General features: G+C 31.8%; 29 protein-coding genes. 18 read left to right on the plus strand and 11 right to left on the minus strand.

Annotated elements, in window-relative coordinates:
- Positions 1-28: 28 nt before the first annotated feature.
- Positions 29-448 carry a hypothetical protein gene (locus AC4FQ3_RS02925; protein WP_491180794.1) on the minus strand — a complete coding sequence of 140 codons (420 nt, stop codon included), beginning with the start codon at positions 446-448 and terminating at the stop codon, positions 29-31.
- A gap of 144 nt (positions 449-592) precedes the next feature.
- Here AC4FQ3_RS02925 and AC4FQ3_RS02930 point away from each other — a divergent pair, with 144 nt between their 5' ends.
- Positions 593-1,822, plus strand: coding sequence for a multidrug effflux MFS transporter (locus AC4FQ3_RS02930; protein WP_463461048.1), 1,230 nt, complete (start codon positions 593-595; stop codon positions 1,820-1,822).
- Positions 1,823-1,971: 149 nt separating this feature from the next.
- Here AC4FQ3_RS02930 and AC4FQ3_RS02935 read toward each other — a convergent pair whose 3' ends face one another.
- From AC4FQ3_RS02935 to AC4FQ3_RS02955, 5 genes are all read right to left on the minus strand, one after another.
- Positions 1,972-3,231 carry an NAD(P)/FAD-dependent oxidoreductase gene (locus tag AC4FQ3_RS02935; RefSeq protein WP_491180795.1) on the minus strand — a complete coding sequence of 420 codons (1,260 nt, stop codon included), beginning with the start codon at positions 3,229-3,231 and terminating at the stop codon, positions 1,972-1,974.
- Between the two features lie 126 nt (positions 3,232-3,357).
- Positions 3,358-3,885, minus strand: a complete 528-nt coding sequence (locus AC4FQ3_RS02940; RefSeq protein WP_491180796.1) for a GNAT family N-acetyltransferase — start codon at positions 3,883-3,885, stop codon at positions 3,358-3,360.
- Between the two features lie 81 nt (positions 3,886-3,966).
- On the minus strand, positions 3,967-5,301 hold the full coding sequence (locus tag AC4FQ3_RS02945; protein WP_491180797.1) for a DEAD/DEAH box helicase: 1,335 nt from the start codon (positions 5,299-5,301) through the stop codon (positions 3,967-3,969).
- 115 nt (positions 5,302-5,416) lie between these two features.
- Entirely contained in the window at positions 5,417-6,955 is a 1,539-nt protein-coding gene (locus tag AC4FQ3_RS02950; RefSeq protein ID WP_042566993.1) for a DEAD/DEAH box helicase, read from the minus strand.
- A 108-nt stretch (positions 6,956-7,063) separates the two neighbouring features.
- A complete protein-coding gene (locus AC4FQ3_RS02955) occupies positions 7,064-7,597 on the minus strand; it encodes a DUF6155 family protein (RefSeq protein WP_042566992.1) in 534 nt (177 codons plus the stop codon).
- Between the two features lie 103 nt (positions 7,598-7,700).
- Between AC4FQ3_RS02955 and AC4FQ3_RS02960 the strand changes: the two genes are divergently transcribed.
- Together AC4FQ3_RS02960 and AC4FQ3_RS02965 are read left to right on the plus strand one after the other, a co-directional pair.
- Complete coding sequence (locus AC4FQ3_RS02960) at positions 7,701-7,988, plus strand: DUF3817 domain-containing protein (protein WP_042566991.1); 288 nt, start codon at positions 7,701-7,703, stop codon at positions 7,986-7,988.
- Positions 7,981-9,237, plus strand: a complete 1,257-nt coding sequence (locus tag AC4FQ3_RS02965) for a mechanosensitive ion channel family protein (protein ID WP_491180798.1) — start codon at positions 7,981-7,983, stop codon at positions 9,235-9,237. Before AC4FQ3_RS02960 ends, AC4FQ3_RS02965 begins: the two co-directional genes overlap by 8 nt.
- Positions 9,238-9,415: 178 nt before the next feature.
- Here the strand turns inward: AC4FQ3_RS02965 and AC4FQ3_RS02970 are convergent, their stop codons facing one another.
- Entirely contained in the window at positions 9,416-9,841 is a 426-nt protein-coding gene (locus AC4FQ3_RS02970; RefSeq protein ID WP_491180799.1) for a hypothetical protein, read from the minus strand.
- Positions 9,842-9,976: 135 nt separating this feature from the next.
- On the opposite strand from AC4FQ3_RS02970, the gene AC4FQ3_RS02975 reads away from it, so the two are divergent.
- From AC4FQ3_RS02975 to AC4FQ3_RS02990, 4 genes are all read left to right on the plus strand, one after another.
- Complete coding sequence (locus AC4FQ3_RS02975) at positions 9,977-10,384, plus strand: hypothetical protein (RefSeq protein WP_042566988.1); 408 nt, start codon at positions 9,977-9,979, stop codon at positions 10,382-10,384.
- Between the two features lie 8 nt (positions 10,385-10,392).
- Positions 10,393-10,818, plus strand: a complete 426-nt coding sequence (locus AC4FQ3_RS02980; protein WP_073394200.1) for a hypothetical protein — start codon at positions 10,393-10,395, stop codon at positions 10,816-10,818.
- Positions 10,819-10,841: 23 nt separating this feature from the next.
- Positions 10,842-11,417 carry a Crp/Fnr family transcriptional regulator gene (locus tag AC4FQ3_RS02985; RefSeq protein WP_491180800.1) on the plus strand — a complete coding sequence of 192 codons (576 nt, stop codon included), beginning with the start codon at positions 10,842-10,844 and terminating at the stop codon, positions 11,415-11,417.
- Positions 11,418-11,583: 166 nt separating this feature from the next.
- Positions 11,584-12,555 carry a quinone oxidoreductase family protein gene (locus tag AC4FQ3_RS02990; protein WP_491180801.1) on the plus strand — a complete coding sequence of 324 codons (972 nt, stop codon included), beginning with the start codon at positions 11,584-11,586 and terminating at the stop codon, positions 12,553-12,555.
- 64 nt (positions 12,556-12,619) lie between these two features.
- Here AC4FQ3_RS02990 and AC4FQ3_RS02995 read toward each other — a convergent pair whose 3' ends face one another.
- The 4 genes from AC4FQ3_RS02995 to AC4FQ3_RS03010 all read right to left on the minus strand — a co-directional run bounded on the left by AC4FQ3_RS02995 (position 12,620) and on the right by AC4FQ3_RS03010 (position 17,278).
- Positions 12,620-13,405 (minus strand): toxin-antitoxin system YwqK family antitoxin, encoded by a 786-nt coding sequence (locus AC4FQ3_RS02995; protein WP_491180802.1) that lies wholly within the window; start codon positions 13,403-13,405, stop codon positions 12,620-12,622.
- Entirely contained in the window at positions 13,402-14,247 is an 846-nt protein-coding gene (locus tag AC4FQ3_RS03000) for a hypothetical protein (protein ID WP_491180803.1), read from the minus strand. The genes AC4FQ3_RS02995 and AC4FQ3_RS03000 overlap by 4 nt, the downstream gene beginning before the upstream one ends.
- 152 nt (positions 14,248-14,399) lie before the next feature.
- On the minus strand, positions 14,400-16,376 hold the full coding sequence (locus AC4FQ3_RS03005) for an alpha-ketoacid dehydrogenase subunit alpha/beta (RefSeq protein ID WP_491180804.1): 1,977 nt from the start codon (positions 16,374-16,376) through the stop codon (positions 14,400-14,402).
- Between the two features lie 152 nt (positions 16,377-16,528).
- Entirely contained in the window at positions 16,529-17,278 is a 750-nt protein-coding gene (locus tag AC4FQ3_RS03010; RefSeq protein WP_073394204.1) for a 4-hydroxy-tetrahydrodipicolinate reductase, read from the minus strand.
- A 255-nt stretch (positions 17,279-17,533) separates the two neighbouring features.
- Here AC4FQ3_RS03010 and AC4FQ3_RS03015 point away from each other — a divergent pair, with 255 nt between their 5' ends.
- The 11 genes from AC4FQ3_RS03015 (at position 17,534) to AC4FQ3_RS03065 (ending at position 25,208) form a co-directional block, all read left to right on the plus strand.
- The gene (locus tag AC4FQ3_RS03015; RefSeq protein ID WP_491180805.1) at positions 17,534-18,484 is read left to right on the plus strand and encodes an isopenicillin N synthase family dioxygenase; all 951 of its coding nucleotides are present in this window, start codon (positions 17,534-17,536) and stop codon (positions 18,482-18,484) included.
- 115 nt (positions 18,485-18,599) lie between these two features.
- Positions 18,600-18,932, plus strand: a complete 333-nt coding sequence (locus tag AC4FQ3_RS03020; protein WP_042566981.1) for a translation initiation factor — start codon at positions 18,600-18,602, stop codon at positions 18,930-18,932.
- 222 nt (positions 18,933-19,154) lie between these two features.
- Positions 19,155-20,024, plus strand: a complete 870-nt coding sequence (locus tag AC4FQ3_RS03025) for a nucleoside phosphorylase (protein WP_491180806.1) — start codon at positions 19,155-19,157, stop codon at positions 20,022-20,024.
- Positions 20,025-20,035: 11 nt separating this feature from the next.
- Positions 20,036-20,476, plus strand: a complete 441-nt coding sequence (locus AC4FQ3_RS03030) for a DinB family protein (RefSeq protein WP_491180807.1) — start codon at positions 20,036-20,038, stop codon at positions 20,474-20,476.
- Between the two features lie 59 nt (positions 20,477-20,535).
- Positions 20,536-20,922 carry a VOC family protein gene (locus AC4FQ3_RS03035; RefSeq protein WP_491180808.1) on the plus strand — a complete coding sequence of 129 codons (387 nt, stop codon included), beginning with the start codon at positions 20,536-20,538 and terminating at the stop codon, positions 20,920-20,922.
- A gap of 3 nt (positions 20,923-20,925) precedes the next feature.
- A complete protein-coding gene (locus AC4FQ3_RS03040; protein WP_491180809.1) occupies positions 20,926-21,399 on the plus strand; it encodes a DUF4265 domain-containing protein in 474 nt (157 codons plus the stop codon).
- A 54-nt stretch (positions 21,400-21,453) separates the two neighbouring features.
- The gene (locus AC4FQ3_RS03045; protein ID WP_042567220.1) at positions 21,454-22,305 is read left to right on the plus strand and encodes a substrate-binding domain-containing protein; all 852 of its coding nucleotides are present in this window, start codon (positions 21,454-21,456) and stop codon (positions 22,303-22,305) included.
- 18 nt (positions 22,306-22,323) lie between these two features.
- Positions 22,324-23,256 carry a transglutaminase gene (locus tag AC4FQ3_RS03050; protein ID WP_491180810.1) on the plus strand — a complete coding sequence of 311 codons (933 nt, stop codon included), beginning with the start codon at positions 22,324-22,326 and terminating at the stop codon, positions 23,254-23,256.
- A gap of 220 nt (positions 23,257-23,476) precedes the next feature.
- Entirely contained in the window at positions 23,477-23,842 is a 366-nt protein-coding gene (locus AC4FQ3_RS03055) for a hypothetical protein (protein WP_042566977.1), read from the plus strand.
- 223 nt (positions 23,843-24,065) lie between these two features.
- Positions 24,066-24,494 (plus strand): GNAT family N-acetyltransferase, encoded by a 429-nt coding sequence (locus tag AC4FQ3_RS03060; RefSeq protein WP_052483770.1) that lies wholly within the window; start codon positions 24,066-24,068, stop codon positions 24,492-24,494.
- Between the two features lie 75 nt (positions 24,495-24,569).
- Positions 24,570-25,208 (plus strand): YdeI/OmpD-associated family protein, encoded by a 639-nt coding sequence (locus tag AC4FQ3_RS03065; protein WP_491180811.1) that lies wholly within the window; start codon positions 24,570-24,572, stop codon positions 25,206-25,208.
- The last annotated feature ends 15 nt before the right edge of the window (positions 25,209-25,223 follow it).

Raw genomic sequence — 25,223 nt, forward strand, 5'->3', positions numbered from 1 at the left:
ATGCTTTAGATTGTTGTGAAGAAAAATTTTATTTAAGCTTTTTCAAATAAACTGATTTTCCGTTTAAAGAAACTTCAATTTGATTCGTTTTTTCAGAAAAAGTTGTTCTTAAAGCATTTCCTTTAAAAATTTGAACATCACCATATACTTTTCCGGTTTCATCAGAAACGTATTCAAATAATAATTTTTTATTATCTGGCTCAATTCCTAATCTGTAGCTTGAAAATTTAGATGTTGTTAAATTGAATTCTTGTTGTGTATCAATAATCTTTCCATCAGCATAAAAATTGGTAACTGATTTATTTAAAGTGATATCAGGATAATATTTATTTACTTGTTCAAGTAATGCATACTGCGCTGGATTTGCATCTTCAATTTTTGTTGTAATAGATTGTGCAAATGACATTGTTGTAAAAATTAAAGCAAATAATAAGGAGATTTTTTTCATAATTTTAGTTTTTAATAGTTATTGTTTCAAAACAATTTTGAAACATTACATAATAACCACTTTTTTCATAAAAAGTAATTAATATCTATAACAAGGTAGTAAATATTTATCTTTGCACGAAATTAAAAGCAACATTTTAAGAAAATGACAACAAAAAAATATATTAAGCTCATTCTGATTTTAGGTTCTCTAACTGCACTTGGTCCTTTTTCGATCGATATGTATTTACCTGGATTTTCAGGTATTGCAAAAGACTTACATACAACTGTAGCTAAAGTTTCAATGAGTTTATCCAGTTATTTTATTGGAATTTCAGCCGGACAATTGCTTTACGGACCCTTATTGGATCGTTTTGGGCGTAAAAAGCCTTTATTTATTGGTTTACTCGTTTATATTATAGCTTCTTTAGGATGCGTTTATGTAACAGATATTGATGCTTTTATATTTTTACGTTTTATTCAGGCAATTGGTAGTTGTGCTGCAACTGTGGCTTCAGTTGCTATGGTGCGCGATTTGTTTCCTGTAAAAGACATTCCAAAGGTTTTTTCATTATTAATGTTAGTTCTCGGGCTTTCGCCGATGCTAGCGCCAACAATTGGAGGTTATGTTACCGAAGATTATGGCTGGCATACTGTATTTTTTATCCTAATGTGTATGGGAATTGCTATTTTAATAGCTGCACAAGTTGGTTTACCAAATAGTTTTAAACCAGATACTTCGATTTCATTAAAACCTAAACCAATTATAAATAACTTTTTAAAAGTGCTAAAAGAACCGCAATTTTATACTTACGCATTTACAGGTTCCATCGCTTTTTCGGGCTTATTTACTTATGTAGCGGCCTCTCCTATAATTTTTATGGATATTTATCATGTGGACGCTAAAACATACGGATGGATTTTTGCTTTTATGTCAGTAAGTTTTATTGGTTCAAGTCAATTGAATTCTGTTTTATTAAAGAGATTTTCGAGCGAGCAAATGATTTTTGGAGCTTTAATTGCTCAATCTGTAATAAGTATTGTTTTCCTGATATTGGCATTAAATAATCTTTTAGGTCTTTATGAAACTAGTATAATGTTATTTTTATTCTTGGGTTGTCTGGGAATTTCAAACCCAAATACTGCCGGACTTACAATGGCGCCGTTTGCCAAAAATGCCGGAAGTGCTTCGGCTTTAATGGGCGCAATTCAGTTAGGATTGGGAGCTTTAGCTTCTTTTGCAGTTGGTGTTTTTGTAAAAAATTCTGTTGCACCAATGGTTATTATTATGACTGCAACTACAATTATAGCCTTTATCGTTTTAAATATAGGAAAACGTTTTATAAAAGAAAAAGTAGAAATTTCTGGTGACGATGATATTGTTGTTGGACATTAAATTTTTTAAAATTCCAATTTTAAAATTCCAAATTCCAATTGTAGGTGTGATAAAAACGACAAACTTAAACTAAATAAAAAGGCCAGAATCTTAGATTCTGGCCTTTTTATTGGGATTTGGAATTTCAAAAATTTGGAATTTATTCAATCTTATTGTCTTTTCTCTGGTCTGATAATCATTCTAAGAGATTGATCTCTTGCAAAATAAGCTACCATCCAATTCCAAAATGTATTAATTCTGTTTCTGTAAGTTATCAAAGAAATTAAATGGATAAACAACCAAATAACCCAGGCAAAAAAACCATTGAAATGCCATTTCGGACTTGGTAAATCTACTACGGCTTTGTTTTTTCCAATAATTGCCATTGAGCCTTTATCATTGTAAACAAACGGTTTAAGCGGTTTATTTTTAACTGTTGCTTTAAAATTATTGGCTAAATTTAAACCTTGCTGAATCGCAACCTGAGCCACTTGCGGATGTCCGTCAGGGAAATTTTTATCTCCGGCCAAAATCGCTGTATCGCCAATAGCGTATATATTTTCGAGTCCGTTGACTTTATTATATTGATCTGTTGCCATACGACGACCGCGTCCATAACTTTCTTTCGGAATTCCGTCAAAAATTTTAGCCGAAACTCCCGCAGCCCAAATTAAATTCTTGGTTTTGATGGTATCTCCGTTTTCAAAATGAACGGTATCATCTACATAATCAACAACTCTGGTGTTTAGTTTTACTACAACACCTAGATTTGTAAGTGCTTCTAGCGTATCTTTTTGAGACTCTTTACTCATTGGAGCCAACAACGCATCTCCTCCATCAACTAAATAAACATTACTGGCAGAAGTCTCTAATTCAGGGTATTCCTTAAGCAGGATGTTTTTTCGCATTTCGGCAAACATTCCCGAAACCTCTACTCCTGTTGGTCCTCCTCCGGCAACCACAATTGTCAATAATTTACGACGCTTGCGAATATCTTTGGTAATAGCTGCTTTTTCAAGATTTTTAAGCAGTGCATTTCGCATTTCGATGGCATCGTTTAAGGTTTTCATCGGAATGGCATTTTTCATTACATTTTCCATACCAAAATAACTTGTTTCGGCGCCTGTGGCAAAAACCAGATAATCGTATGTTAATTCGCCATTATTTAAAATTATTTTATTTTCGGCAGGAACTACAGAAAGCAGTTCTCCCAAACGAAATTGTAGATTTTTTTTACCGGCAAAAAACTTTCTGAAAGGATAACTAATACTTGATGGTTCTAAAAAAGCAGTAGCAACCTGATATATTAATGGTGGAAAAAAATTATAGTTATTTTTATCTACAAGCGTTACTTGTATTTCAGGCTGATTAACAAGTTCTTTTGCAAGATTTATCCCTGCAAAACCGCCTCCTATTATGACTATATTCATATGTATTTTTTATTTAAGTAGGATTTATGAGTACAACTGTTTCTGCTTATAGCAGTTCTATAAATTTAACATTATAATTCCAAATACAAAAACCAATTTTGAGTTTTCTGTTAAAAAATTATGGAATTAATTGGTCAATTTAAGTTTCATCATAAGGTCGGTTTGCTCATCATCACCTAATTTAAAAATGTGTTTGTCAAATTCTGTAAAACCATTTTTTTGGTAAAAATTTAGGGCTCTCCCATTTTCCTCCCAAACACCAAGCCACACATATTCAGCATTTTTTTCTTTTGCAATTTCAATGGCTTTGTCGTAAAGTAGTTGTCCGACTTTTTTTCCGTGAAATTCTTTTGAAACATATATTCTCTCAATTTCAAGAGCTTTATTATCTTTCAATTCTGTTTGAGAATCTCCAAAGTTGACTTTTAAATAGCCAATTACTTCATTTTCAAGAATAGCGAAGTAAAATTCAGAATCTTCATTGGTAAGTTCGGCAGTTAGTTTTTCATATGAAAATCCTTCATCCAAATAAGCTTCTAAGTTTTCTTTAGAATTATGTTCAGAAAATGTTTCTTCAAAAGTTTGTCGGCCAATCTTTTGTAAATCATCAACTTCGCTAATCGAAATTTTTTTTATAATAATATTTGCTGCCATTTCCAGTCGTATTTTATAGTTCAAATTGTCATTTGCTCATAAAAATACAACATAAATTGGCTAAATCAAGTTATCGAAATATTACTTTTTGAATTTTTTAACAGGTTTTTCTACGACTTCAACTTTGTTCTGTAAAACGTAATTTGCCATTAGTTTTTCAATTAATTCATCCTTAGTAAGATGGTGAAAAACTGTTTTTACATTCGTTTTCAAATCTGCTGAAAGATCGTGATTTGGTTTGGTTTTGAAGATTTGTTTTGCCCATAAAAGCATATTATTTTCTTCTAAACTTACTGCTGAAGGTTTTTGGAATTTAGTAAATTTAATTCCTAATTCTTTTTCAAATTCCGGAATTTCAACTGTTTCTTCCTCTTGTAAAACGGTTAAAGAAAGTCCCTTTGCTCCTGCCCTTGCGGTTCTTCCACTTCTATGAACGTAATTTTCATAAGTGTCAGGCAAGTGGTAATTTACCACATAAGAGATTTCTTTTACATCTATTCCTCTCGCAGCCAAATCGGTAGCAACCAAAATATTGATATGTCCTTCACGAAATTGTTCCATAATCCTATCACGAATTCCCTGAGATAAACTACCGTGAAGCGCTCCGGATGAAAAACGATTTATAGCCAGATTTTTAGCTAATTTATTTACTGCAGCTTTGGTTTTACAGAAAATGATTCCGCGTTCACCATCTTTTGAGTTTAGAAAATGCATTAAAACATCCAGTTTTTCAATCGGGTCAACCACAATATATTCGTGATCAATTCCTTGGTTACCAACAGTTTCCATGTTGGCGCTAACCTGAACTACATTTTTATTTAAGTAATTCTGAATCAATTGTTTGATTGTTCCCGGCAAAGTTGCTGAAAACAATAAAGTGCGGTGTTTTTTAGGAAGTTCAGCAACAATTTCGTCTAAACTTTCTTTTAAGATTGAAACCATTTCATCGGCTTCATCCAAAACTAAATATTCTGTTTGTTTTAAATCAATTGCTTTACGCTGAATCAAATCGATTAAACGTCCCGGTGTTGCAACAACAATATGTGTTGGCTGTGTAAGGCGTTCAATTTGTGGCTTAATGGGGATTCCACCACAAGTTGAAGCTATAGAGATATTCGGAATATGTTTTCCGAAATCTTCTAAATTTCTAAAAATCTGTTGTCCAAGTTCTCTGGTTGGCACCAAAATAACAGCCTGAACAATTGGTAATTCTGTATTAACTAATTGCAATAAAGGCAATCCGAAAGCGGCTGTTTTTCCCGTTCCGGTTTTGGCTAAACCTACAACATCGTGAATTTCATTTAAAAGAAGCGGAATTGTTTTTTGTTGAATTTCTGTTGGTTCAACAATGTTCAACTCGTTTAGAGCTTTTAAAATTGGTGCTGAAACTCCTAATGATGAGAATTGTTTAGACATTTTTTAGTTTTGTTTTTATTTTTTTTTTTGTTTCAGGTTTCAGGTTGTTTTTCTTTGAGTATAATTTAACCGCAAAGCAAACTTGAAACCTGAAACTTTTTTAATCTTCTTCCTATCAATCCGGTTCGTTCATGATTTTTTCACGGTATTTTTTACCGATTAATAAAGTCATATTCTTTTTGTAATCTTCAACCAACCATTCGCGGTAGTTTTTACTGCATTGGCTTAAGCATTTTGCATAACGTTTGATACGGCATTCAATATCATCATCCAATTCTTTTCCTAAAGATTTTGCTTCTTGTAAAGTTTCGGTATTATCAACACACATTGCTGCATGTTGTTCTAATGACTTGTCTAGTACTACTTTAGAACGTAAATTTTGTTTGATAATAAGTTTATGTTCTTCATCAACATCAAAAGTAACTTCAGCAGTTTTACTGAATTTAGCTCTTAATTCAGGAGGCATTGTATATTTAAAATACAATTCAATTTCTGTATCGTCACGTAAATTCTCCAAATAAAATTCAGGTGATTTAAAGATATGCTGCCAGTTTACAGGCTCGCTCCACAAACCAAAACGCGCTGCATTATTTCCCAGATCAATAACCGTAAATTCATCTTTACCAGGTAATTTACGAGATCCACGACCAATCATCTGGTAGTATAAAGTCAACGATTTTGTTGCTCTGTTTAATATAATAGTTTCTACGGTTGGCTCATCAAAACCAGTTGTTAAAATTCCAACCGAAGTTAAAATTGCATCCGGAGTTTTCTTAAACCAGGCCAAAATATCTTTACGTTCTTCAGAACTGCTTGTATTATCAAGGTGTCTGATGTCGTAGCCCGCTTCTCTAAAAGTTTCATATACATATAATGAAGTATGAATACCATTGTTGAAAATCAGGGTTTTTTTACCTAATGAACGTTCTGTATAAGCATGCAGTAATTTCTCCTGCATGATTGTATTGGTATACAAATCATCAGAAGATTTTACGGTATAATCTCCATTAATACCTACTTTTAATGATGTTAATCCCACATCATAACTATAGGTTGTAGCACGCGCCAAAAATCCTTTATCAATTAATGAGCTAATTGTGTCTCCCACAATAAGTTCATCATAACTCTGGTGCATTGGTAATTTTATATTCGAACTCAAAGGTGTTGCTGTTACTCCAAGAATAAAAGCATTTTTGAATGAGTTTAATAATTTTCTAAATGAATTGTAATGTGCCTCGTCAATAATAACCAAACCAATATTGTCAAGATGTAATTTCTCGTCATTGATACGGTTTTTTAAAGTTTCAACCATCGCCACAAAACATGAATAATCGTTTTGATCAGGCAGTTCTTTTACTTTACTATTGATGATTTTATTAGAAACACCAAAGCCTTTCAACATTTTTGAAGTTTGCTTACAAAGTTCTATACGGTGCGTTAAAACAACTACTTTTTTATCATTATTCGCTAAATAACGACGAACGATTTCAGAAAAAATTACAGTTTTTCCTCCACCTGTTGGTAGTTGATACAATAAATGATGTTGAGCTGGAGCATTGTCTAAACGTTCAAAAATGGCGTCGATATCGCCTTTTTGGTATGCATAAAGTTCTTTTTTCTCTTCTCTTTCTATTTCTAAAGTGTTTTGAGACATTGTTTATTTTTGGATTTTTGCAAAAATACATCTAAAAAACAGTTATCCATCCTATTTTAATTTAAAATAAATGATTTTTTTTAATAAGATTTTTTATGAGAAGTGTTTTTATAAGTCGATTTTGTCTAAAATTATCTCAAAATCGTATTTGTTTTTCCATTTTTGTTGAATAGTTTGCTGTTGGATCGCAATTATTCTCGTTTTAAATTCATTCAAAATTCCATTCGAAATAACAAAATTTAACGCTTGCTCAAAAGAATTAAACATACTTTTGTAAAATAATTCCTGCTTAATAAAATTATTAGATGAGAAAGTTTGCGCTATTTCGATATTATACAACATCAAATCGGCAATAATAAACGAATCAACACCTAATGAAATAAAATGTTTGATAATTTTTTGCGCAACAGATCGCCTCATTTTTGCTTTAGGACGCCATTTTGCATTTGGCTTTTTTACAGGGAAATATTCGTGCGAAATTTTGACTTTGCTTTCCTGCAATAATTTGTCTTCTTTTGGATTAAAAGCAAAATCATAATACACTTTTACCGGACTAAATTTCTCGTACAATTCGATGATTTGTTCCTCAAGTTGTTCTTTATTTAAATCTGCTAAATATTTTTTTAAATCGCGCTTGCTCATTATCAAAGTTTAAGGTTACAAAGTTAAATTACTTTTAGCATTCATACTCTAATAATCAACCATAATACTTAATTTTGCCGGATTAAATTTAAAAACCAAATGTATGCTCAAGATTTTTAAGGTTACCGCAATTTTAGAAGGAATTTCCTATTTAGTTTTATTCGCCAATATGCTTATCATTAAAACAAACAATCCTGAACTTTATCATACATTATTACGTCCTTTAGGAATGACTCACGGCGTATTATTTATCGGATATATAGTGTTGGCTTTTTTACTGAAAAAATCTCAAAACTGGGATTTAAAAACTTTCGGAATTATATTGATTGCTTCACTTATTCCGTTTGGAACTTTCTATATCGAGAAAAAATATTTAGCAAATAATGCATAAACCTTTGGATAAAATATTCAACTTTTTATATCCGCTTTTTCGAGATTGGGGAATGAGCCGCAATTTTGCGTCCTACACTAGTCTTGTTTTTAATATTGCCATTATGGTGGCTTTGGCGTATGCCATATATTATCTTGCCAAGTTCGTTTTGGTTACGCTTACGGCGGTTTTTGCCCAGCGTACCAAAACGAAGTTTGATGATTATTTGGTTCACAATAAAACCACAAAATATACCGCTTATTTAATTCCGTTTTTCTTTATTTATAAAGCTGTTCCGATTATTTTAGATAAATACGATTATTGGGAAGGACTTTTTGGAAAAATAGTTGGCGTTTATATTGTTTTGATCACTTTATGGATCATCAGAACGATTTTTAATTCGTTACGGGATTATTTAAAACAAAAACCGGAATACAGCGATAAACCTATCGACAGTTTTGTACAGGTTATCATGATTGTGCTCTGGATTTTTGGTGTTGCGCTTATTATTTCGACTTTATTCGGAATTAAAAAAGGCGAATTGCTGACTATTTTAGGGACACTTTCGGCAATTATTATCTTGATTTTCAGAGATACTATTTTAGGATTTGTTTCCAGTGTTCAGGTTGCTATAAACGACATGGTTCGTATTGGCGACTGGATTACAATGGATAAATTTGGTGCCGATGGCGATGTTATCGAAATCAATTTAACTACTGTAAAAGTTCGAAATTTTGATAATACCATTACCACGATTCCAACATATGCCTTGAGTTCAGATTCGTTTCAGAATTGGCGAGGCATGCAAAAATCTGACGGAAGGCGTATTAAAAGGCATGTTTTGATAAAAAGCAGCAGCATTCGTTTTCTTCATAATGAAGATTTGAATCAGATGAAAAAAGTACAGCTCATTTCATCTTATATAGAAACCAGACAGGCCGAAATTGAGAAATACAATGCATTGCATGGTGTTGATAAAAGCCTTGCACTAAACGGTAGAAACATGACTAATTTAGGTTTGTTCCGAAAATACATCATGCAATATCTGGTAACACATCCTGGTTTGAATAAAGATATGCATATTATGTGTCGTCAATTACAATCGAGTGAGCATGGAGTTCCGTTAGAGATTTATGCTTTTTCGAGTGACAAACGCTGGGCAAATTACGAATATATTATGGCCGATATTTTTGATCATGTAATGGCTTCGGTTATTTATTTTGATTTAGAAATTTTCGAATTGCCATCGCAGATTGGACCTTTAGATTAAATAAAAGTTTCAGGTTTTCTTTGTTTCAAGTTTCAAGTTTTACTTTGAACATAATTTAACCGCAAAGTCCGCAAAGTTTTTTCGCAAAGCACGCAAGGATTAACTTTGCGCTCCTAGCGTAAACCATTGCGGACTTTGCGGTTAAATACAGCACAGCTCAAACCTAAAACAAAAAATACTACTTTTTCACTTCTTCAAAAACAAATTTTGGATCGTTAAAACTCAGCGTTCCCTGAATAAAGCAAGGAAGATTCATGAAAGTGCCAATGACACCATTTCCAAGTAGTAATTTGTTTTCTTTTTTAAGCAAAGCTAATGGAACTCTTTTCCAGCTTCCTCCGTTAGAAATATAATGAAAATCACCGGTTAAGGTATTTCCTTTTATATCTCCCCTTACATCGCCGGAATCTTTCCCTGTTTTGTAATATGATATTTCATAACGTCCGTAAAAACGTTTATCACTTATATTAACGTCTAAAATTGCCGTATCCTTGTTGTTGACAGCGCGATAAATAAGATGATTGTATTTGTCCTTTTGTTCTTTAGAATTACAGGAAATTAGAAAAGCGAACAATAAGAAAACAATTAAAAGTTTTTGAAACATTTTTGAGTATTTTTTTTCGGTTAAATCCTATAATAAATTAAAGTTAAGCTTAAATAAACTTATGTGTTTTAGTTGGTAAAAAATTAATTATAATGAGTTTCGTGTTTTATTTTTTTCTAAATTTAAAGAAAAAACATGGCAGATAGAGACACTTTTTTAAAAGAATTAAGAGGCGAAACTTTAGGAACTGTAAGTGCTCAATCTTCAGCAGATGAGTTGTTTCAAAATCAAACGATTAGGCCTATTTTAAAACTTCAAAACGATTTGTTTGTAGCCGTTTTTATCAACTACGTAAACAAAAACAAAGCCGATTTTTATTCGTACACAGTCGAAAAGAAATTGCAAACAATTGAAAACTCCATTCAAAAGGATATTAAATTCCGTAATTCTTTAAAAGGAATTGTTATGGCACTTTTTACCATTGAAGAATATGATACTTATATTCAAAATTCATCAAGTTTAAACAAAAGAATGATGAACTTATTAATTGACCGATTGAAAAGTCAGGTGCAGTTGTTTGAATTGGAATCGAATTCGAAGTAACCTATAAAATGATTAAAACAGCTTACCATTACTTATTTTATAGAACTTACGAAGTTATTTTAAAAACCAATCAATCTTCTTCTGAATCATCTTCAGCAAGATTGTTATCTATATTATTTTTTATAAATATTTTCACAGTATACTTCTTTCTTTTTAATAGTTACCGCACAATTTCTTTTTATGTTTTTATCATAATTGGAGTTGGTTTATCGATCTTAAATTTATGGTATTTTAATAATGTTCGGCACAATGATATTATTTCTGAATTTAAAAATTATAAAGTAAAATTAGCATACAAATATTTAGCCGATAGTTATCCTTATCTATCAGGTTTGGTTTTTTTAATTTCTATCAGGGTTAATTTTAGTACAATTCTTTATTATTCCGGAATAATTGTTTTGATAAAACTAATTTCCTATTTCTGGAAAGCTTAATTTTATATGATAAATATATATAAATGTTTACCAAATTCAGAAATAAATTCCCGATAAGCGACGAACGCTGGATCGAATATACAAGCTATTTCAATCGCCTTGAAGTTCCTGCAAAAACAACACTTTTAGAAGAAGGCGAAGTTTCAAAAAAGCTATTTATTATAGAAAAAGGCTGTATTAGAGTTTGGTTTAACAATAACGGAAAAGATCTTACGACGCAATTTTTCTTCGAAAATCAAAGCGTGGCTTCTATTGAAAGTTTTATAAAAAAGTTTCCAAGTCCGGTGTTTATTGAAACCATTGAGCCATCTGTAATTTGGTGGATTTCTAAAAACGATATGGATAAAATTTTGGAAGAAATTAAAGAGATTCCGGAGTTAAGGGATCGTTTCATCGACATGCTTTTTCAGCGTACATTTGATTATATGAGGCATTTTGTTTCATTTATAAAAGACTCCCCTACTCAGCGTTACCTTAATTTAATTGAAGAAAAACCTCAAATCATACAACGTGTTCCTCAACATTATATAGCTTCTTATCTTGGTGTAACTACGGTTCATTTAAGCCGAATAAAAAGCAAATTGGTTCATAAAAAATAGAGAATTTCAACATACCATTTTACCATATAAGTTTATAAGTTCATTTAAGCTTGACTTATAATTACTTATATGGTTTAAAAACATAGCACTTGTATTTATTTGATAACAAATGTTATCGTTGGCGCGTAAACCGCAATCTAACTTTGCATCATAAAATTAAATAATTATGAAAGCAGCAGTAGTTTATAAAAAAGGCGAAATGCCAAAATATGCAGAAATTGCAGAACCAATTGTACAAAATGAAAATCAAATTCTAATGTCGGTTAAAGCCGTTGCAATTACCAATCTTGATAAAGGAAAAGCCAGCGGGGCACATTATTCATCTGAAAAGGAAAATCAAAACGGTTTTGTAGTGGGCAGTGACGCAATTGGTTTACTGGAAGACGGAACAAGAGTTTATGCCCGCGGAATTAGCGGTACAATGGCTGAAAAAGCGATTATCGATAAAAATCTATCTGTTCCTTTACCGGACGGAATTAGTAATGCAATTGCGGCTTCAATGCCTAATGCGGTTGCTGGATCAGCGATGGCTTTAAAATTCAGAGCTCAAATTAAACCAGGAGAAACGGTTTTGATAAACGGCGCAACTGGTTTTACTGGTCAAATGGCAATTCAGATTGCGAAACATTATGGAGCAAAAAAAATTATTGTTACAGGAAGAAATGAAAAAACACTTCAAAGTCTTTTAGAATTAGGCGCTGACGAAGTTATTTCACTTAAACAAAACGATGAAGATTTTATTGCTCAGCTAAAAGCCATTCACTTAAATACGCCTATAGATATCATTCTGGATTATTTGTGGGGACATCCGGCAGAATTAATTCTTTCTATTTTAAAAGGAAATGGAGCATTCACAAACAAAGTAAGATATGTAACTATTGGAGGAATGGCCGGTGATACAATTCAATTGTCATCAGGAATTTTAAGAAGCGTCGATCTACAGTTATCAGGTTCAGGCTTAGGAAGCTGGGCAAAAGAAGAAATCAAATTATTGTTTTCAGAAATTCTTCCGGAAATGTTTCTTCTGGCAGCTCAAAATAAACTTAAAGTAAATATTGAAGAAGTAAGTTTGGTTGATATTGAGAAAATATGGAATGCAGAAAATATTGATGGCCAGCGATTTGTAGTAATCGTCTAAAAGAAAAAGGTTTGATGAAAGTAATTTTATCAAACCTTTTTTAATTAAGTTTTAGAGTATCCCTTTAATTTACATTTACTTCAAAAGAAACTGTATCATTTATTACTGTTTTTCCTTTATCATTAAACTCATATTTAACAATTGCTCTTATATTATTAATTCCTTTTTTAGTTAGAACTTCTTTCACATCAATAGCAGTTGGTGGAATTTCTGTAATTATTCTTTTAATCTTTGCATTGTCAATATCAAGATTTTCTATCTTCAAACTGCGTTTGGCATTGGGTATGTTTGCTACTAAATAATTATGTTTTAGAGTGTCTCCAACTCTTAAAACTTGATTAATTTTTATTTTAAATCGCTCTTTGTGTGCTATTTTATATTGATATGTTTCCATTAATGGATAACCTTCGTAACTTTTTACATTACTTTGCTCATCAAAACGAACAATAAAGGCCGATTTTCCAAAATCATCGTATGATGTATACCGCTCAATTTTTCCATTTCTATAATTAAAAATTGTCTCAATCGATTTGTTATTATTTCTCTTATCTATACTCTCTATATTTCCATTATCAAAATAAAAAATAACAGGGCCTATTGATTTCCCATTTTTATATACGCCGGACTTTATTTTTTCTCCATTATATTTACGAACTATATATTTTCCATCTAAAAGAGTATCTTCATTTTTAATTAAATATTCTGAAAAAACAATTTCTTTATCTTTTGGAAAATATGTTTTCAGTACACCTCTTTTTTCATTTTCTTTTTTACAGGAATAAAGTAAAAATCCAAATAGCACAAATAAAATAAAGAATTTACGAACGTTTTTCTTTTCTATTTTAATCATTTTTTTTCTCTTTTAATAATTATCCCATTAACTGATTTTTCTGTCTTTTGAAGAGTATTATTTGTACCTCCATAATAAAGAGTTGTTGTAGTGTCATTTTTTACTTGTTTAAATTCCTCCTTTTGTTCTTTTACCTCTCCATATATAGTTTTAGTAGCATTTGCACCATTATCAACAGCATTTATTCCATCATCCACTTTATTTTCATAGGTTGGTCTTCCTCCATTGGTTCCTTTTCCTTTTGACGTACTTCTATTTACCTCAAAACCTAGTATTGCAATAAGAGCTTCAAATGCTCCTCCAAAATCAATCCATTGTACATTTCTTCCTCCTGTGCGCAATGAACTTGGGTCTTGATTATTTCCTCCATCAGAAAATGCGATTCCGTTACCTTTGGGAAATGAGTTTCTTTTGCTAAAATCATAACGTATTTCTCCGTTGTAAGTTATTTGTTTAGTATCTCCATCGAGTAATAATCTATCACCATTAGTAAACGTTTTTCCCCAAGTATGTCCTAAATTAGAATAGCCATCAATTTCAGCATGCCCATCAAGCCAAATTATTTGTCCTGTTATTTTATTTCGATACCAGTCAAATGGGCATTCTCCATAAAGATTAGCCAATCGCAATAAATCATTATTACTATATTCCTCTGTATTATAGCTTTCAGTTTCTTTCAATGATCTGTTAGAAAACAAATTTTGATTAAAATCACTAGTTTTTCTGGCATCTAGCATTTTCTCCAACACGCTTTTTGTTTCCCATATATCGTTTTTCAAAAAATCTTCTCTATCAAATGGGTTTCTTTGTTTTTTGCCTCCGGATTTAAAATTTCTAAACATGTATATTTTTGTAAGTTATTACTTAATTTTTTACAAGTTTAGAAATAAAATATTTGATAATACTAATATTAGGTGATTTTATGTATTTTCAAAATTAGAAAGGGTGCACGAAAATTTTTCATACCCCCTAATTTATATAATGATTAATATTTTTAATATTCTAATAATTCTTTTAGAACTACCTCAAAACGATTTTTGGGTAAAAATTGATCTTCAAGTGCTTTTGTAAACGGAATTGGAGAATCTAAACTTGCTACTCTTTTTACCGGAGCGTCAAGATATTCAAAACATTCTTCCATGATTAAGGCCGAAATATCGCTGGCAATTCCACCAAACAAGGTATCTTCCTGATATATAATTACTTTTCCGGTCTTTTTAACCGATGCAAAAATAGTTTCTGTGTCCAAAGGCTGTAAAGTTCTTAAATCAATTAAATCAGCTTCAATTTCAGGATTATTTGCCAGAGTTTCCAAAGCCCAGTGTACAGGTGCTCCAAAAGAGATAATCGTAACTGATTTTCCTTCTTTTAAAAGAGCCGCTTTTCCTAACGGAATTGTATAATAATCTATTGGAACATCTTGATAAACACTTCGGTATAATTGTTTGTGTTCAAAAAATAATACCGGATTCGGATCGTTAATAGAAGTATTTAATAATCCTTTTGCATCATACGGAAAAGCTGGATAAACCACTTTTAACCCCGGAGTTTTTGTAAACCAGGCTTCGTTTGTCTGCGAATGAAAAGGTCCCGCCTGAGTACCGCCGCCGCAAGGCATACGAATTACAACATCGGCTTTTTCGCCCCAGCGATAATGTGATTTTGCCAATAAGTTTACAATTGGATTAAATCCTGTTGAAACGAAATCAGCAAACTGCATCTCGACAACAGCTTTATAGCCATTAATTGACAATCCCATTCCGGCAGAAACTACTGCGCTTTCGCAAATTGGAGTGTTGCGTATTCTGTCTTTTCCAAAAAGATCAACAAAACCTTTTGTTATTTTAAATGCACCACCATATTCTGCAATATCCTGACCCATTAAAATAAGACGATAATGTTGTTGTAATGATTGTTCAAGACTGTTTCTGATGGCATCTATAAAACGAATATTTCTGGTTTCAGATTTTGATTTAACTTCTTCATATTCAAATGGTGCGTAAACATCATTTAATTCTCCGCTGTAAGTAGGCACAATCTCAGGTTCAGCATTTGCAATAGCTAATTGCTCATCAATTTCCTGCTTAATTTCGGCTCTCAATGTGTTATCATATTCTTCCGTTAGAACTCCTTCATCCAATAAAAACATTCTGTAATTATCTACAGGATCTTTTGTAGCCCATTCCTTCATCATTTCTTCAGGCACATATTTAGTTCCGCTTGCCTCTTCATGACCACGCATTCTAAAGGTTTTAAACTCTAATAAAACTGGATGCGGATCTTCCTGCATTTCTTTTTTTAACTGTGTTATTTTATTATAAACTTCAATAATATTATTTCCGTCAATAATATGGCTTTCTATACCATAACCAACACCTTTATCTGCGAGATTTTCGCATAAATACTGCTCATTTGTTGGAGTCGAAAGTCCGTAGCCATTATTTTCGATAACAAACATTACAGGCAATTTCCAGACAGCGGCAATATTCAGCGCTTCGTGAAAATCACCTTCACTTGTTGCGCCTTCACCGGTAAATACAGCTGTTACTTTTTTATTTTTTTGAAGTTTATCTGCAAGGGCAATTCCATCTGCAATTCCTAACTGCGGCCCCAAATGCGAAATCATTCCTATTATATTATATTCCTGGGTTCCAAAATGAAAACTACGATCCCTTCCTTTTGTAAAACCATTTGCTTTTCCCTGCCATTGGGAAAAAAGTCTGTGCAACGGAATATTTCTTGTAGTAAAAACTCCAAGATTCCTGTGCATTGGTAATACATATTCTGTTTCATCCAAAGCTGCAGTAATCCCTACAGAGATTGCTTCCTGCCCTATTCCTGAAAACCATTTGGATACTTTTCCCTGTCGAATTAAGATTAGCATCTTCTCCTCGATTAATCTGGGTTTTAGTATTTTTTTGTATAAATCAAGTAATTGAGGATTGGTGAGATTTTGTCTGTAAAAAATCATTTAGGTTTTGTTTTTGTAGTTGCTTTTGAATTTATAAAAATATAAAAAAATTAACATTATTAGTTAAATAATTAAATGCTATGAAATGTAATTTTTTAACTGGTCAAAAGTAGGAAAATTATTCATAATAATTATTCGCATTAAAATAAAATTTAAAGGGCAAAATAAGGCGCTAATATATCTTCAAAATTAAATAAACCTTCTTTTTTGTCGGTTAGATTTTCGGCAACAAAGACAACCCCGCTTCCAAAAGCTTCGCGTGAAATACTTTCATGAATAAGCCTGACGGTTTGAAAAGGAAATCCAAAAACCACTTCATGTTTACCCACAATTCCGCCGGCTCTTACAGAGTTTATATCTTCTTTTTCCAGATCCAGAGTTTCTGCAATTTTAAGGGCCGTTCCTGAAATTCCGTCTTTGCCTTTAAAATGTTCTTCAATGATTTCAATATCAACCCAGGGAGCAATTTTCTTTAGAAATTTAGAAGCAAATAAGAGATAATTTACGCCAAGGGTAATGTTCGGACTCCAGAATACGGTTGTAAGTTTTGAAAGCGATTTTAAAAAATCCTTCTCTTTATTACTATAATGAGAAATAGCTGAAATTATTTTGATTTTTCGCTCACTTGCCGCTTCTCCGTAAGTATAAATTCCTGATGCAGATGAAAAGTCAATTATGACATCAACAGGCTGATTATCCAAAAGTTCTGGTATTGAAGTTGTAGAACTCGAATATATTTTTCCTGCTTGATCAGAATCAATTCCGAGATATTCAGCTGTATTGCGATTTTCTAAAGTGGCATTTCTTTTTAAAACCCATTCGAGAGAAAATTTTTTGTTTTGCAATAATACTGATGCCACTGCTTTTCCTGTTTTTCCAAATCCTATTAATCCTATTTTCATAATATTATTTTTTATAAAAATAGATTTTTTAATTAGAAAACTCAGGTATTATCTCTATTATTAACATGTTTTTATCGTCTAAAGACGGTTAAAATGCATTATAATCAAAAATAGATTTTACTGTTTAATGGTTAAATTATTACGTTTAAATTCAATTTTATATTAATTTTTAAAATTCAAATCTAAAATATTATCTACCTTTGTTATTGTAAGGAATTACCGTTCCTTATTCTTTTTAAATAAAAAATGTAAAGTATGCAAAACATTCCTAGTGTAGACTTACGTGATTTCCTTTCGGACGACCCGAAACGTAAACAAAAATTTGTAAATGAAATCGGCAGTGCATTTGAAAACATTGGCTTCGTAGCCCTAAAAGGTCATTTCTTAGATGATCAGTTGGTAGACGAACTTTATGGCGAGATTAGAAAATTTTTCGCTTTGCCAATAGAAACTAAGCATAATTATGAAATTCCCGGAATTGGCGGACAAAGAGGTTATGTTTCTTTTGGAAAAGAACATGCTAAAGGACGTAAAGAGGGAGATTTAAAAGAGTTTTGGCATTTTGGTCAGTATGTTGATAAAGACTCAAAATACGCTGCAGAATACCCTGATAATGTTGAAGTTAAAGAATTACCACGTTTTAATGCAGTTGGTAAAGAAGCTTATAAAATGCTTGAAAAAACGGGCGTTTATGTATTAAGAGCCCTTGCCTTGCATTTAGGTTTAGATGAGTTTTATTTTGATCAATATGCAAAAGAAGGAAACTCTATTTTAAGACCAATACATTATCCACCAATTACTTCTGAGCCAGAAAACGCAATTCGTGCGGCAGCTCACGGAGATATTAACCTGATTACGCTTTTAATGGGAGCTCAGGGAAAAGGATTACAGGTTCAAAATCATGATGGCGAATGGATTGATGCCATTGCACAAGATGATGAATTAGTGATTAATGTGGGTGATATGTTGTCAAGACATACCAATAATAAATTAAAATCAACGATACATCAAGTAGTTAATCCGCCAAGAGAATTATGGGGAACTTCTCGTTATTCTATTCCGTTTTTTATGCATCCCGTAAGCGATATGCGTTTAGATTGTTTAGAAAACTGTATTGATGCTGAGAATCCTAAGAAATTTGAGGATATCACTGCAGGAGATTATTTATACGAACGTTTAGTAGACTTAGGTTTAATTAAAAAATAAACGTAAATTAAATCCCAATATTAAAATTCCAAATTCCAAACTTAATTATTGGAATTTGGAATTTAATTTTTAAAAACCAAAACTATTGTAATTTATTTTTTAGAATTAAAAAATTATGGACTTACAAGACCAATTAAAAAATTTATTTCCCGATCACGTACAATCAAATGAGCCTGAAGAAGTTCAGCAGGAAGATCATGTTCTTTACGTTCAGAAAGAACCAATGATTTGTAAATTTGAAAAACGAAAAGGAAAAGCAACTACCATAATTGAAGGCTACGAAGGAAGCGATGAAGATTTTAAAATCCTGGCCAAGGAAATTAAAACAAAGCTTAGCGTAGGCGGAACTTTTAAAGACGATTCAATCATCATTCAAGGCGATTATCGGGATAAAATTATGGCAATTTTAAAAGAAAAAGGATTTAAAACAAAAAGAGTTGGAGGGTAATAAAAATCCCAATTTTTTAAATCCCAAATTCCAATGTTTAACCGTGAAAATTTAACCGCAAAGTTCGCTAGAAATATTTCTAAGCTTTGTAAAAAGGCAAAGATCGCAAAGCTTTGTCATGAATATTTAGATTTTTAAAAATTGGAATTTGGAATTTGAAAATTGGTATTTTAGAAAACCCCTAGAACCTTAGCCACTCAGAACCTTAGTACCTCAAAAAAAATGATAAAATCATCAGAATTAATACTTAATCCAGACGGAAGTGTTTATCACTTAAACCTTCTTCCTGAACATATTGCACACGATATAATATTTGTTGGAGACCAAAACAGAGTAGAAAAAATCACTCAGTTTTTTGATTCGATTGAATATTCAACCCAAAAAAGAGAATTTAAAACCCAAACTGGAATTTATAAAGGAAAAAGAATCTCAGTAATATCAACAGGAATCGGCCCTGACAATATTGATATTGTTTTAAACGAATTGGATGCTTTGGTAAACATCGATTTAAAAACGCGTTTGCCAAAAGAAAATCTAACTTCTTTAAATATCATCAGAATTGGAACTTCGGGTTCGCTGCAGGCTGATATTCCGGTGGATAGTTTTGTAATGTCAAAATTTGCACTTGGATTAGACAACATGCTTCGCTCCTATTTAATTGATGATGTTTCAAACATCGCTCTTGAAGATGCTTTTGTAACGCATACCAATTGGGACATTCGTAAAGGAAAACCATATGCGATTGCCTGTTCAGAAAAACTGGAAAAAGTAATTGAATCTGATGAAATTTTTAAAGGAATTACAGCAACTGCCGGAGGATTTTACGGTCCGCAAGGGCGTGTTTTACGTTTGAATATTCAGGATGAAGAATTAAATAATAAAATGGATAATTTTACTTTTAATGACGAAAGAATCACTAATTTAGAGATGGAAACTGCGGCTATTTACGGGCTTTCGGCTCTTTTAGGTCATAATGCTTTGTCATTGAATGCTATTATTGCCAATCGTGCGTCGGGAACTTTTAGTGAAGATCCGTATAAAGCTGTTGACGAGCTAATTACTTATACATTAAACAAATTAGCTCAGAAATAATTAGATAATTTATGGAAGAAGCTATTTCTAGATTTGAGAAATTATTGGACGAAAATACACCTTATTTTCCAACAATTGATCGGGGTATTTTAGAAGAAAAAAAAACCGGAAAATGGTCTAAAAAAGAAATATTAGGGCATTTGGTTGATTCTGCAATTCATAATTTGGTTCGTTTTACAGAGATTAATTATGTAGAAAAACCTTATCGACACAGACCATATAAGCAGATAGATTTAGTAAATTTAAATCAATATCAAATAATGGATATTCATGATTTAACAGAGCTCTGGCTTTCAATAAATAAACAAATTCTAAGGCTTATGAAATCTGTTGATGAAAAGGCTTTAGATTATAAAATTATTTTAAGTGATGAATCTGTAATTGATCTAAGGTTTTTAATGACAGATTATGTCGATCATTTAGAGCATCATATCAGGCAATTACGATCTTAAAAATTAGATAATCAGAGAATTTGAGAATTAGATAATTCTAGTAAAAACGAAATTTAAATATGGTTTTAAGGGTTGCGCGTCATACAGATGATTTAAAGAAAATTGAAGATTTTTATATCAATATTCTTGGATTTGAGCTATTGGGCAGTTTTGAAAAACATAATAATTACAATGGTGTTTTTATTGGAAAATCTGGTTTAGACTGGCATTTTGAATTCACACAATCTGAAACAAAAGCGAATCATACGTTTGATGAAGACGATGTTATTGTGCTTTATCCGAAGACAATTGAAGAGTACAATATATTGCTAAGTCGATTTTATGATAATAATATTCCTGAGACAATTGCTTTAAATCCGTATTGGAATGAAAATGGACACGTGTTTCAGGATCCTGACGGTTATCGCATTGTAATATCGCCTTTAAAGGCAACAAAATTAAATTAGAGAATGACAGATACACATAAAAAAATCCTATTTAGATATTATAGTGATTTATTAGAAGACACAGTTGTAGAGACTATGTGGGCAGAGATTATTGATTTAGAAAAAGGGTATTACAAATTAGATAATATTCCATTCTTTGGACCTCTAATTGCAACAGATGATATTTTTTATGCCGAATATGATGAAGATGAAGAGCGTTTGGTATATAAAAAGACTATAGAAACTTCTGGAAATTCAATTGTTCAGGTTATAATTCTGGAAAAAGGTTTTGACAAAGAAATAATAAGAGAAAAACTTAAAGTAGTTAATTGTGAATCAGAAGGAATGAATGAAACTCTTTTTGCAGTTGAAGTAATCAGAGAAGTTGATTATTCTGTTGTTAAAAGTATATTGAATGAATATGTAGATCTTTCTATAATAGATTTTGGGGAACCATGTCTTTCTGAAAAACACAGAGCAGATTTAATAAAAAACTAATAAACGACAAACAAACTTATAATACGCATACCAAACAACTTAAACTTAAACCTAATGAAAACTGTAAAAATTGTAGGTGTTCCTGAACACTTCAATTTGCCATGGCGTATATGCATCGAAAATGGCGAATTTGAAGCTGAAAACATTGATTTGCAATGGACAAATATTCCCGAAGGAACCGGTAAAATGTGTCAGATGCTTCGTGACGGAGAAGCTGATATTGCGGTTATTTTAACAGAAGGAATTGTAAAAGACATTATTGCAGGAAACCCAAGCAAAATTGTTCAGATCTATGTGCAATCGCCTTTAATTTGGGGGATTCACGTTGGCGCAAAATCTGATTTCCACACTATAAAAGATCTTGAAAATAAAAAAGTTGCTATTTCCAGAAAAGGTTCCGGATCAGAATTAATGGCGTATGTAAATGCCAATAATCAAGGCTGGGAAACCGATAACTTACAATTTGAAATCGTAAATACTATTGATGGCGCTGTTGAAGCTTTGACAAACGGAACTGCCGATTATTTTATGTGGGAACATTTTATGACAAAACCTCTTGTAGATCAGGGAGTTTTTAGACGTGTTGGTGACTGCCCTACTCCATGGCCTTCTTTTGTAATTACGGTTCGTGACGAATTTTTGAAGAAAAATTCAAAAGCGGTCGAAAAAATTCTGGAAGTAATTAATAAAACTACACACGATTTTGCGCAGATTCCGGATATTGATAAAACTCTGGCCGAACTTTTTAACCAACAACTTGAAGATATTCAGGAATGGTTAAAGCTAACACAATGGTCGCAAAAACATTTAAATGAAAAAGCATTCGATAAAATTCAAAATCAATTATTTGATCTCGGAATTATTGATAAAAAAAGTACTTTTGTTGAAACTGTAAAAGCGCTGTAAATACTGCTTTTGATTCTTATGATAAAATTTCCTAAAATTGACTTTCCGCAATTAAAATCCAAATTACAGGTTAAATCACCCTGGGACAGGATTATTATTAGCGTTTTGAGTCTTTTGATAACGATACCCATTTTTATCATTCTGCATCAAAACCTGATCGATTTAGAATGGGCCTTTAATCTGGATCGTGTTTTTATGTTTGTGTTTGTGTTTGCAGGTATATTTTTTCTTTTGATGTATTTGCGAACAATTATAATTGCCTGTATTGCAATATATTTATTAGTATTGGTTTATGGTTCGATAATAGGAAATTACGGTTTCAATGAGATTTCAGAAGATTATAATTCAATGATTTATACAATGTCAGACAATCCGTATCCTCAGGATATTATTGTCGCAAAGCTACTTCCCTTTCCAAACAAATCATTGATTCTTAGTGCGATCGAATACCAAAATCCGAAAGTTCGAAACTTTGCCATTATGGCTACTACAAAGCATTTTAAAGGCATAAGAGGCTATTCTGATTATAGAACAACGATTCAGTGCTTTGCTGTTTTTAAAGAAATAAACAGCCGCTGGAATTACGTAAACGACCCAAAAGAAGGCGATTATATTGCAACGGCCAGCGAATCGTTAGAATATTTTTCGGGAGATTGTGATGATCATTCTATTTTAATGGCAGCGGCGATTCGGTCAATTGGCGGAACTCCAAGATTAATACATACTAAAGGACATATTTACCCTGAAATACTAATTGGTTCTTCGATCGATTTAGAAAAGGTCAATTATTTGATAAAAAATGTACTTTTCCCCAAAGAAAGTTACAAGCAAAAACTACATTACCATATCGATGAGCGTGGCCAGGTTTGGCTAAATCTTGATTATACTGCCAAATACCCGGGCGGACCATTTATGTATGAGGAAATTTTGGGAGCTTTAACGCTTAATTAAGGCGCTAAGTGGCTAAGTTACTAAGGTTCTGAGCTTTTCTTCTGATTCGAAACTACAAAGGTTTTCATAGAAGCATGTTTCTGTATGTCTTTCTTCTGCTAATATGATTTTATTAATTGTAAGTTTAATCTTTTGATTGTTCTTATAAATATTTGATTTTTAGATTTTTAATTGAAATTATTTTTGTAATTTCATATTATCTAACTTTAATCACAAAATCATGAAAAAATCTAACTTATTTATCTTTGGGATTGCATTATTAACTATTATAATGGTTTCATGCAAAGGGCGAAACAAACTGGTAAATTCCTGGAAAATTACCGCTGTTGAAGCAAAAATGCCTCTTTCTGATTCTCTGAAAAATGTAATTTTAACTAACGGAACTTTAACGTTTACAAAAGACGGACATGTGACGGGGTTTTTACAGGGAGAAATAAATAATGGTACTTACGCACTAACAAATGGGGGTAAAAAACTCGTAATTAAAGACGAAACCGGAACCCCATATCCTTGTGAAAGTATCATTACAGATGATAAATTGATTTTGGATAGTAAGGAAATGAAATTAACACTGGACAAAATTTAAGCAAAAGAAATACTTTACTAGACCATACAAAATCTCCTTAACATCATTGTGTTAAGGAGATTTTTTTTTAAATAGTTTTTAAAAATATTCTTTGTTATCCGCACTAATATAAAATTCGATACTTCAAATTTTTCGATGACGGAATGTAATAATGATTTAATGTATTTGTAAATTATTGAATTGAAAAAAAGAGTAATTTGTTGCCTTAAATAATAAACCACAAATGATTCAAATTTTTGAAAAGAACAAAAATCATATTCCCGATTTAAAAAGGATATTTCTTGAAGTTCGTCAAAAAACATTTTATTGGCTAGAGGATATTATCGAGTACAATCTTGATGATTTTGATCGTGAAACTGCAGGAGAATTTGTTTTAGTTGCTGTATTAAATAATAAAGCCGTTGGATTTATTTCGTTATGGCTTCCCGATAATTTCGTTCATCATTTATATATTGATGAAGAACATCAGCATAAAAATATTGGAACAATTTTACTCAACGAAGCCATTAAAACTATGAATTCGCCTGTTACATTAAAATGCCTGATACAAAATACCAAAGCCGTCGAGTTTTATAAAAAGAAAGGATTTATCGAGAAAGAAAAAGGTTTTTCTAATCATGGCGAATATATTTTGTTTTTGCTTGAAAAATAAAAGCAGGGATCATTTTTACTGTTGACATAGGGTTGTCATTCAGCCCTTTTAGTTTTGTAGTATAAGCTTTTAAAAATGATAAAATCAATCAATTACCAAATTACGATTAATCATAATGCGATAAATAAAAACAAAATGGAACAGAATGATTTAGAAACTTTTTGTCCGGCCAGCCAAAAAGACTGGAGAGAATGGCTGATTGAAAACCATAACTCAAAACAATCTATTTGGCTAGTTTGTTATAAAAAACAAGCCAATAAACCCACGATTAACTGGAGCGATGCCGTAGACGTAGCGCTTTGTTTTGGCTGGATTGACAGCACGAGAAAATCTATTGGAAATGATACTTTTATCCAGTTTTTTACCCGAAGAAAACCCAATAGCGCATGGTCTAAAATAAATAAAGCAAAAGTAGAACGCCTTATTGAAGACGGATTAATGCAAAAAGCAGGTTACGAAAGCATTGAAAGAGCAAAAGAAAATGGTTCGTGGAATATTCTTGATGAAGTTGAAGAATTATTGATTCCTGAAGAACTGGAAATCGCATTTGAAGAAAATCCGGGTTCAAAAGATTTTTTTATGAGTTTAAGTAAATCAGTAAAAAAAATGATTTTACAATGGGTCACTGTCGCTAAAAGACCCGAAACCAAACAAAACAGGATTAATGAAGTTGCAACGCTTGCTGCTAAAAATTTAAAACCAAAACAGTTCTAAAGATTATTATGTAAC

It is taken from the genome of Flavobacterium sp. AK-345, from assembly GCF_058310175.1.

Excerpts from the sequence above, each read along its gene's own strand:
- AC4FQ3_RS02925 (WP_491180794.1), bottom strand. The coding sequence starts at position 448 with ATGAAAAAAATCTCCTTATTATTTGCTTTAATTTTTACAACAATGTCA.
- AC4FQ3_RS02930 (WP_463461048.1), top strand. The coding sequence starts at position 593 with ATGACAACAAAAAAATATATTAAGCTCATTCTGATTTTAGGTTCTCTA.
- AC4FQ3_RS02935 (WP_491180795.1), bottom strand. The coding sequence starts at position 3,231 with ATGAATATAGTCATAATAGGAGGCGGTTTTGCAGGGATAAATCTTGCA.
- AC4FQ3_RS02940 (WP_491180796.1), bottom strand. The coding sequence starts at position 3,885 with ATGGCAGCAAATATTATTATAAAAAAAATTTCGATTAGCGAAGTTGAT.
- AC4FQ3_RS02945 (WP_491180797.1), bottom strand. The coding sequence starts at position 5,301 with ATGTCTAAACAATTCTCATCATTAGGAGTTTCAGCACCAATTTTAAAA.
- AC4FQ3_RS02950 (WP_042566993.1), bottom strand. The coding sequence starts at position 6,955 with ATGTCTCAAAACACTTTAGAAATAGAAAGAGAAGAGAAAAAAGAACTT.
- AC4FQ3_RS02955 (WP_042566992.1), bottom strand. The coding sequence starts at position 7,597 with ATGAGCAAGCGCGATTTAAAAAAATATTTAGCAGATTTAAATAAAGAA.
- AC4FQ3_RS02960 (WP_042566991.1), top strand. The coding sequence starts at position 7,701 with ATGCTCAAGATTTTTAAGGTTACCGCAATTTTAGAAGGAATTTCCTAT.
- AC4FQ3_RS02965 (WP_491180798.1), top strand. The coding sequence starts at position 7,981 with ATGCATAAACCTTTGGATAAAATATTCAACTTTTTATATCCGCTTTTT.
- AC4FQ3_RS02970 (WP_491180799.1), bottom strand. The coding sequence starts at position 9,841 with ATGTTTCAAAAACTTTTAATTGTTTTCTTATTGTTCGCTTTTCTAATT.
- AC4FQ3_RS02975 (WP_042566988.1), top strand. The coding sequence starts at position 9,977 with ATGGCAGATAGAGACACTTTTTTAAAAGAATTAAGAGGCGAAACTTTA.
- AC4FQ3_RS02980 (WP_073394200.1), top strand. The coding sequence starts at position 10,393 with ATGATTAAAACAGCTTACCATTACTTATTTTATAGAACTTACGAAGTT.
- AC4FQ3_RS02985 (WP_491180800.1), top strand. The coding sequence starts at position 10,842 with ATGTTTACCAAATTCAGAAATAAATTCCCGATAAGCGACGAACGCTGG.
- AC4FQ3_RS02990 (WP_491180801.1), top strand. The coding sequence starts at position 11,584 with ATGAAAGCAGCAGTAGTTTATAAAAAAGGCGAAATGCCAAAATATGCA.
- AC4FQ3_RS02995 (WP_491180802.1), bottom strand. The coding sequence starts at position 13,405 with ATGATTAAAATAGAAAAGAAAAACGTTCGTAAATTCTTTATTTTATTT.
- AC4FQ3_RS03000 (WP_491180803.1), bottom strand. The coding sequence starts at position 14,247 with ATGTTTAGAAATTTTAAATCCGGAGGCAAAAAACAAAGAAACCCATTT.
- AC4FQ3_RS03005 (WP_491180804.1), bottom strand. The coding sequence starts at position 16,376 with ATGATTTTTTACAGACAAAATCTCACCAATCCTCAATTACTTGATTTA.
- AC4FQ3_RS03010 (WP_073394204.1), bottom strand. The coding sequence starts at position 17,278 with ATGAAAATAGGATTAATAGGATTTGGAAAAACAGGAAAAGCAGTGGCA.
- AC4FQ3_RS03015 (WP_491180805.1), top strand. The coding sequence starts at position 17,534 with ATGCAAAACATTCCTAGTGTAGACTTACGTGATTTCCTTTCGGACGAC.
- AC4FQ3_RS03020 (WP_042566981.1), top strand. The coding sequence starts at position 18,600 with ATGGACTTACAAGACCAATTAAAAAATTTATTTCCCGATCACGTACAA.
- AC4FQ3_RS03025 (WP_491180806.1), top strand. The coding sequence starts at position 19,155 with ATGATAAAATCATCAGAATTAATACTTAATCCAGACGGAAGTGTTTAT.
- AC4FQ3_RS03030 (WP_491180807.1), top strand. The coding sequence starts at position 20,036 with ATGGAAGAAGCTATTTCTAGATTTGAGAAATTATTGGACGAAAATACA.
- AC4FQ3_RS03035 (WP_491180808.1), top strand. The coding sequence starts at position 20,536 with ATGGTTTTAAGGGTTGCGCGTCATACAGATGATTTAAAGAAAATTGAA.
- AC4FQ3_RS03040 (WP_491180809.1), top strand. The coding sequence starts at position 20,926 with ATGACAGATACACATAAAAAAATCCTATTTAGATATTATAGTGATTTA.
- AC4FQ3_RS03045 (WP_042567220.1), top strand. The coding sequence starts at position 21,454 with ATGAAAACTGTAAAAATTGTAGGTGTTCCTGAACACTTCAATTTGCCA.
- AC4FQ3_RS03050 (WP_491180810.1), top strand. The coding sequence starts at position 22,324 with ATGATAAAATTTCCTAAAATTGACTTTCCGCAATTAAAATCCAAATTA.
- AC4FQ3_RS03055 (WP_042566977.1), top strand. The coding sequence starts at position 23,477 with ATGAAAAAATCTAACTTATTTATCTTTGGGATTGCATTATTAACTATT.
- AC4FQ3_RS03060 (WP_052483770.1), top strand. The coding sequence starts at position 24,066 with ATGATTCAAATTTTTGAAAAGAACAAAAATCATATTCCCGATTTAAAA.
- AC4FQ3_RS03065 (WP_491180811.1), top strand. The coding sequence starts at position 24,570 with ATGATAAAATCAATCAATTACCAAATTACGATTAATCATAATGCGATA.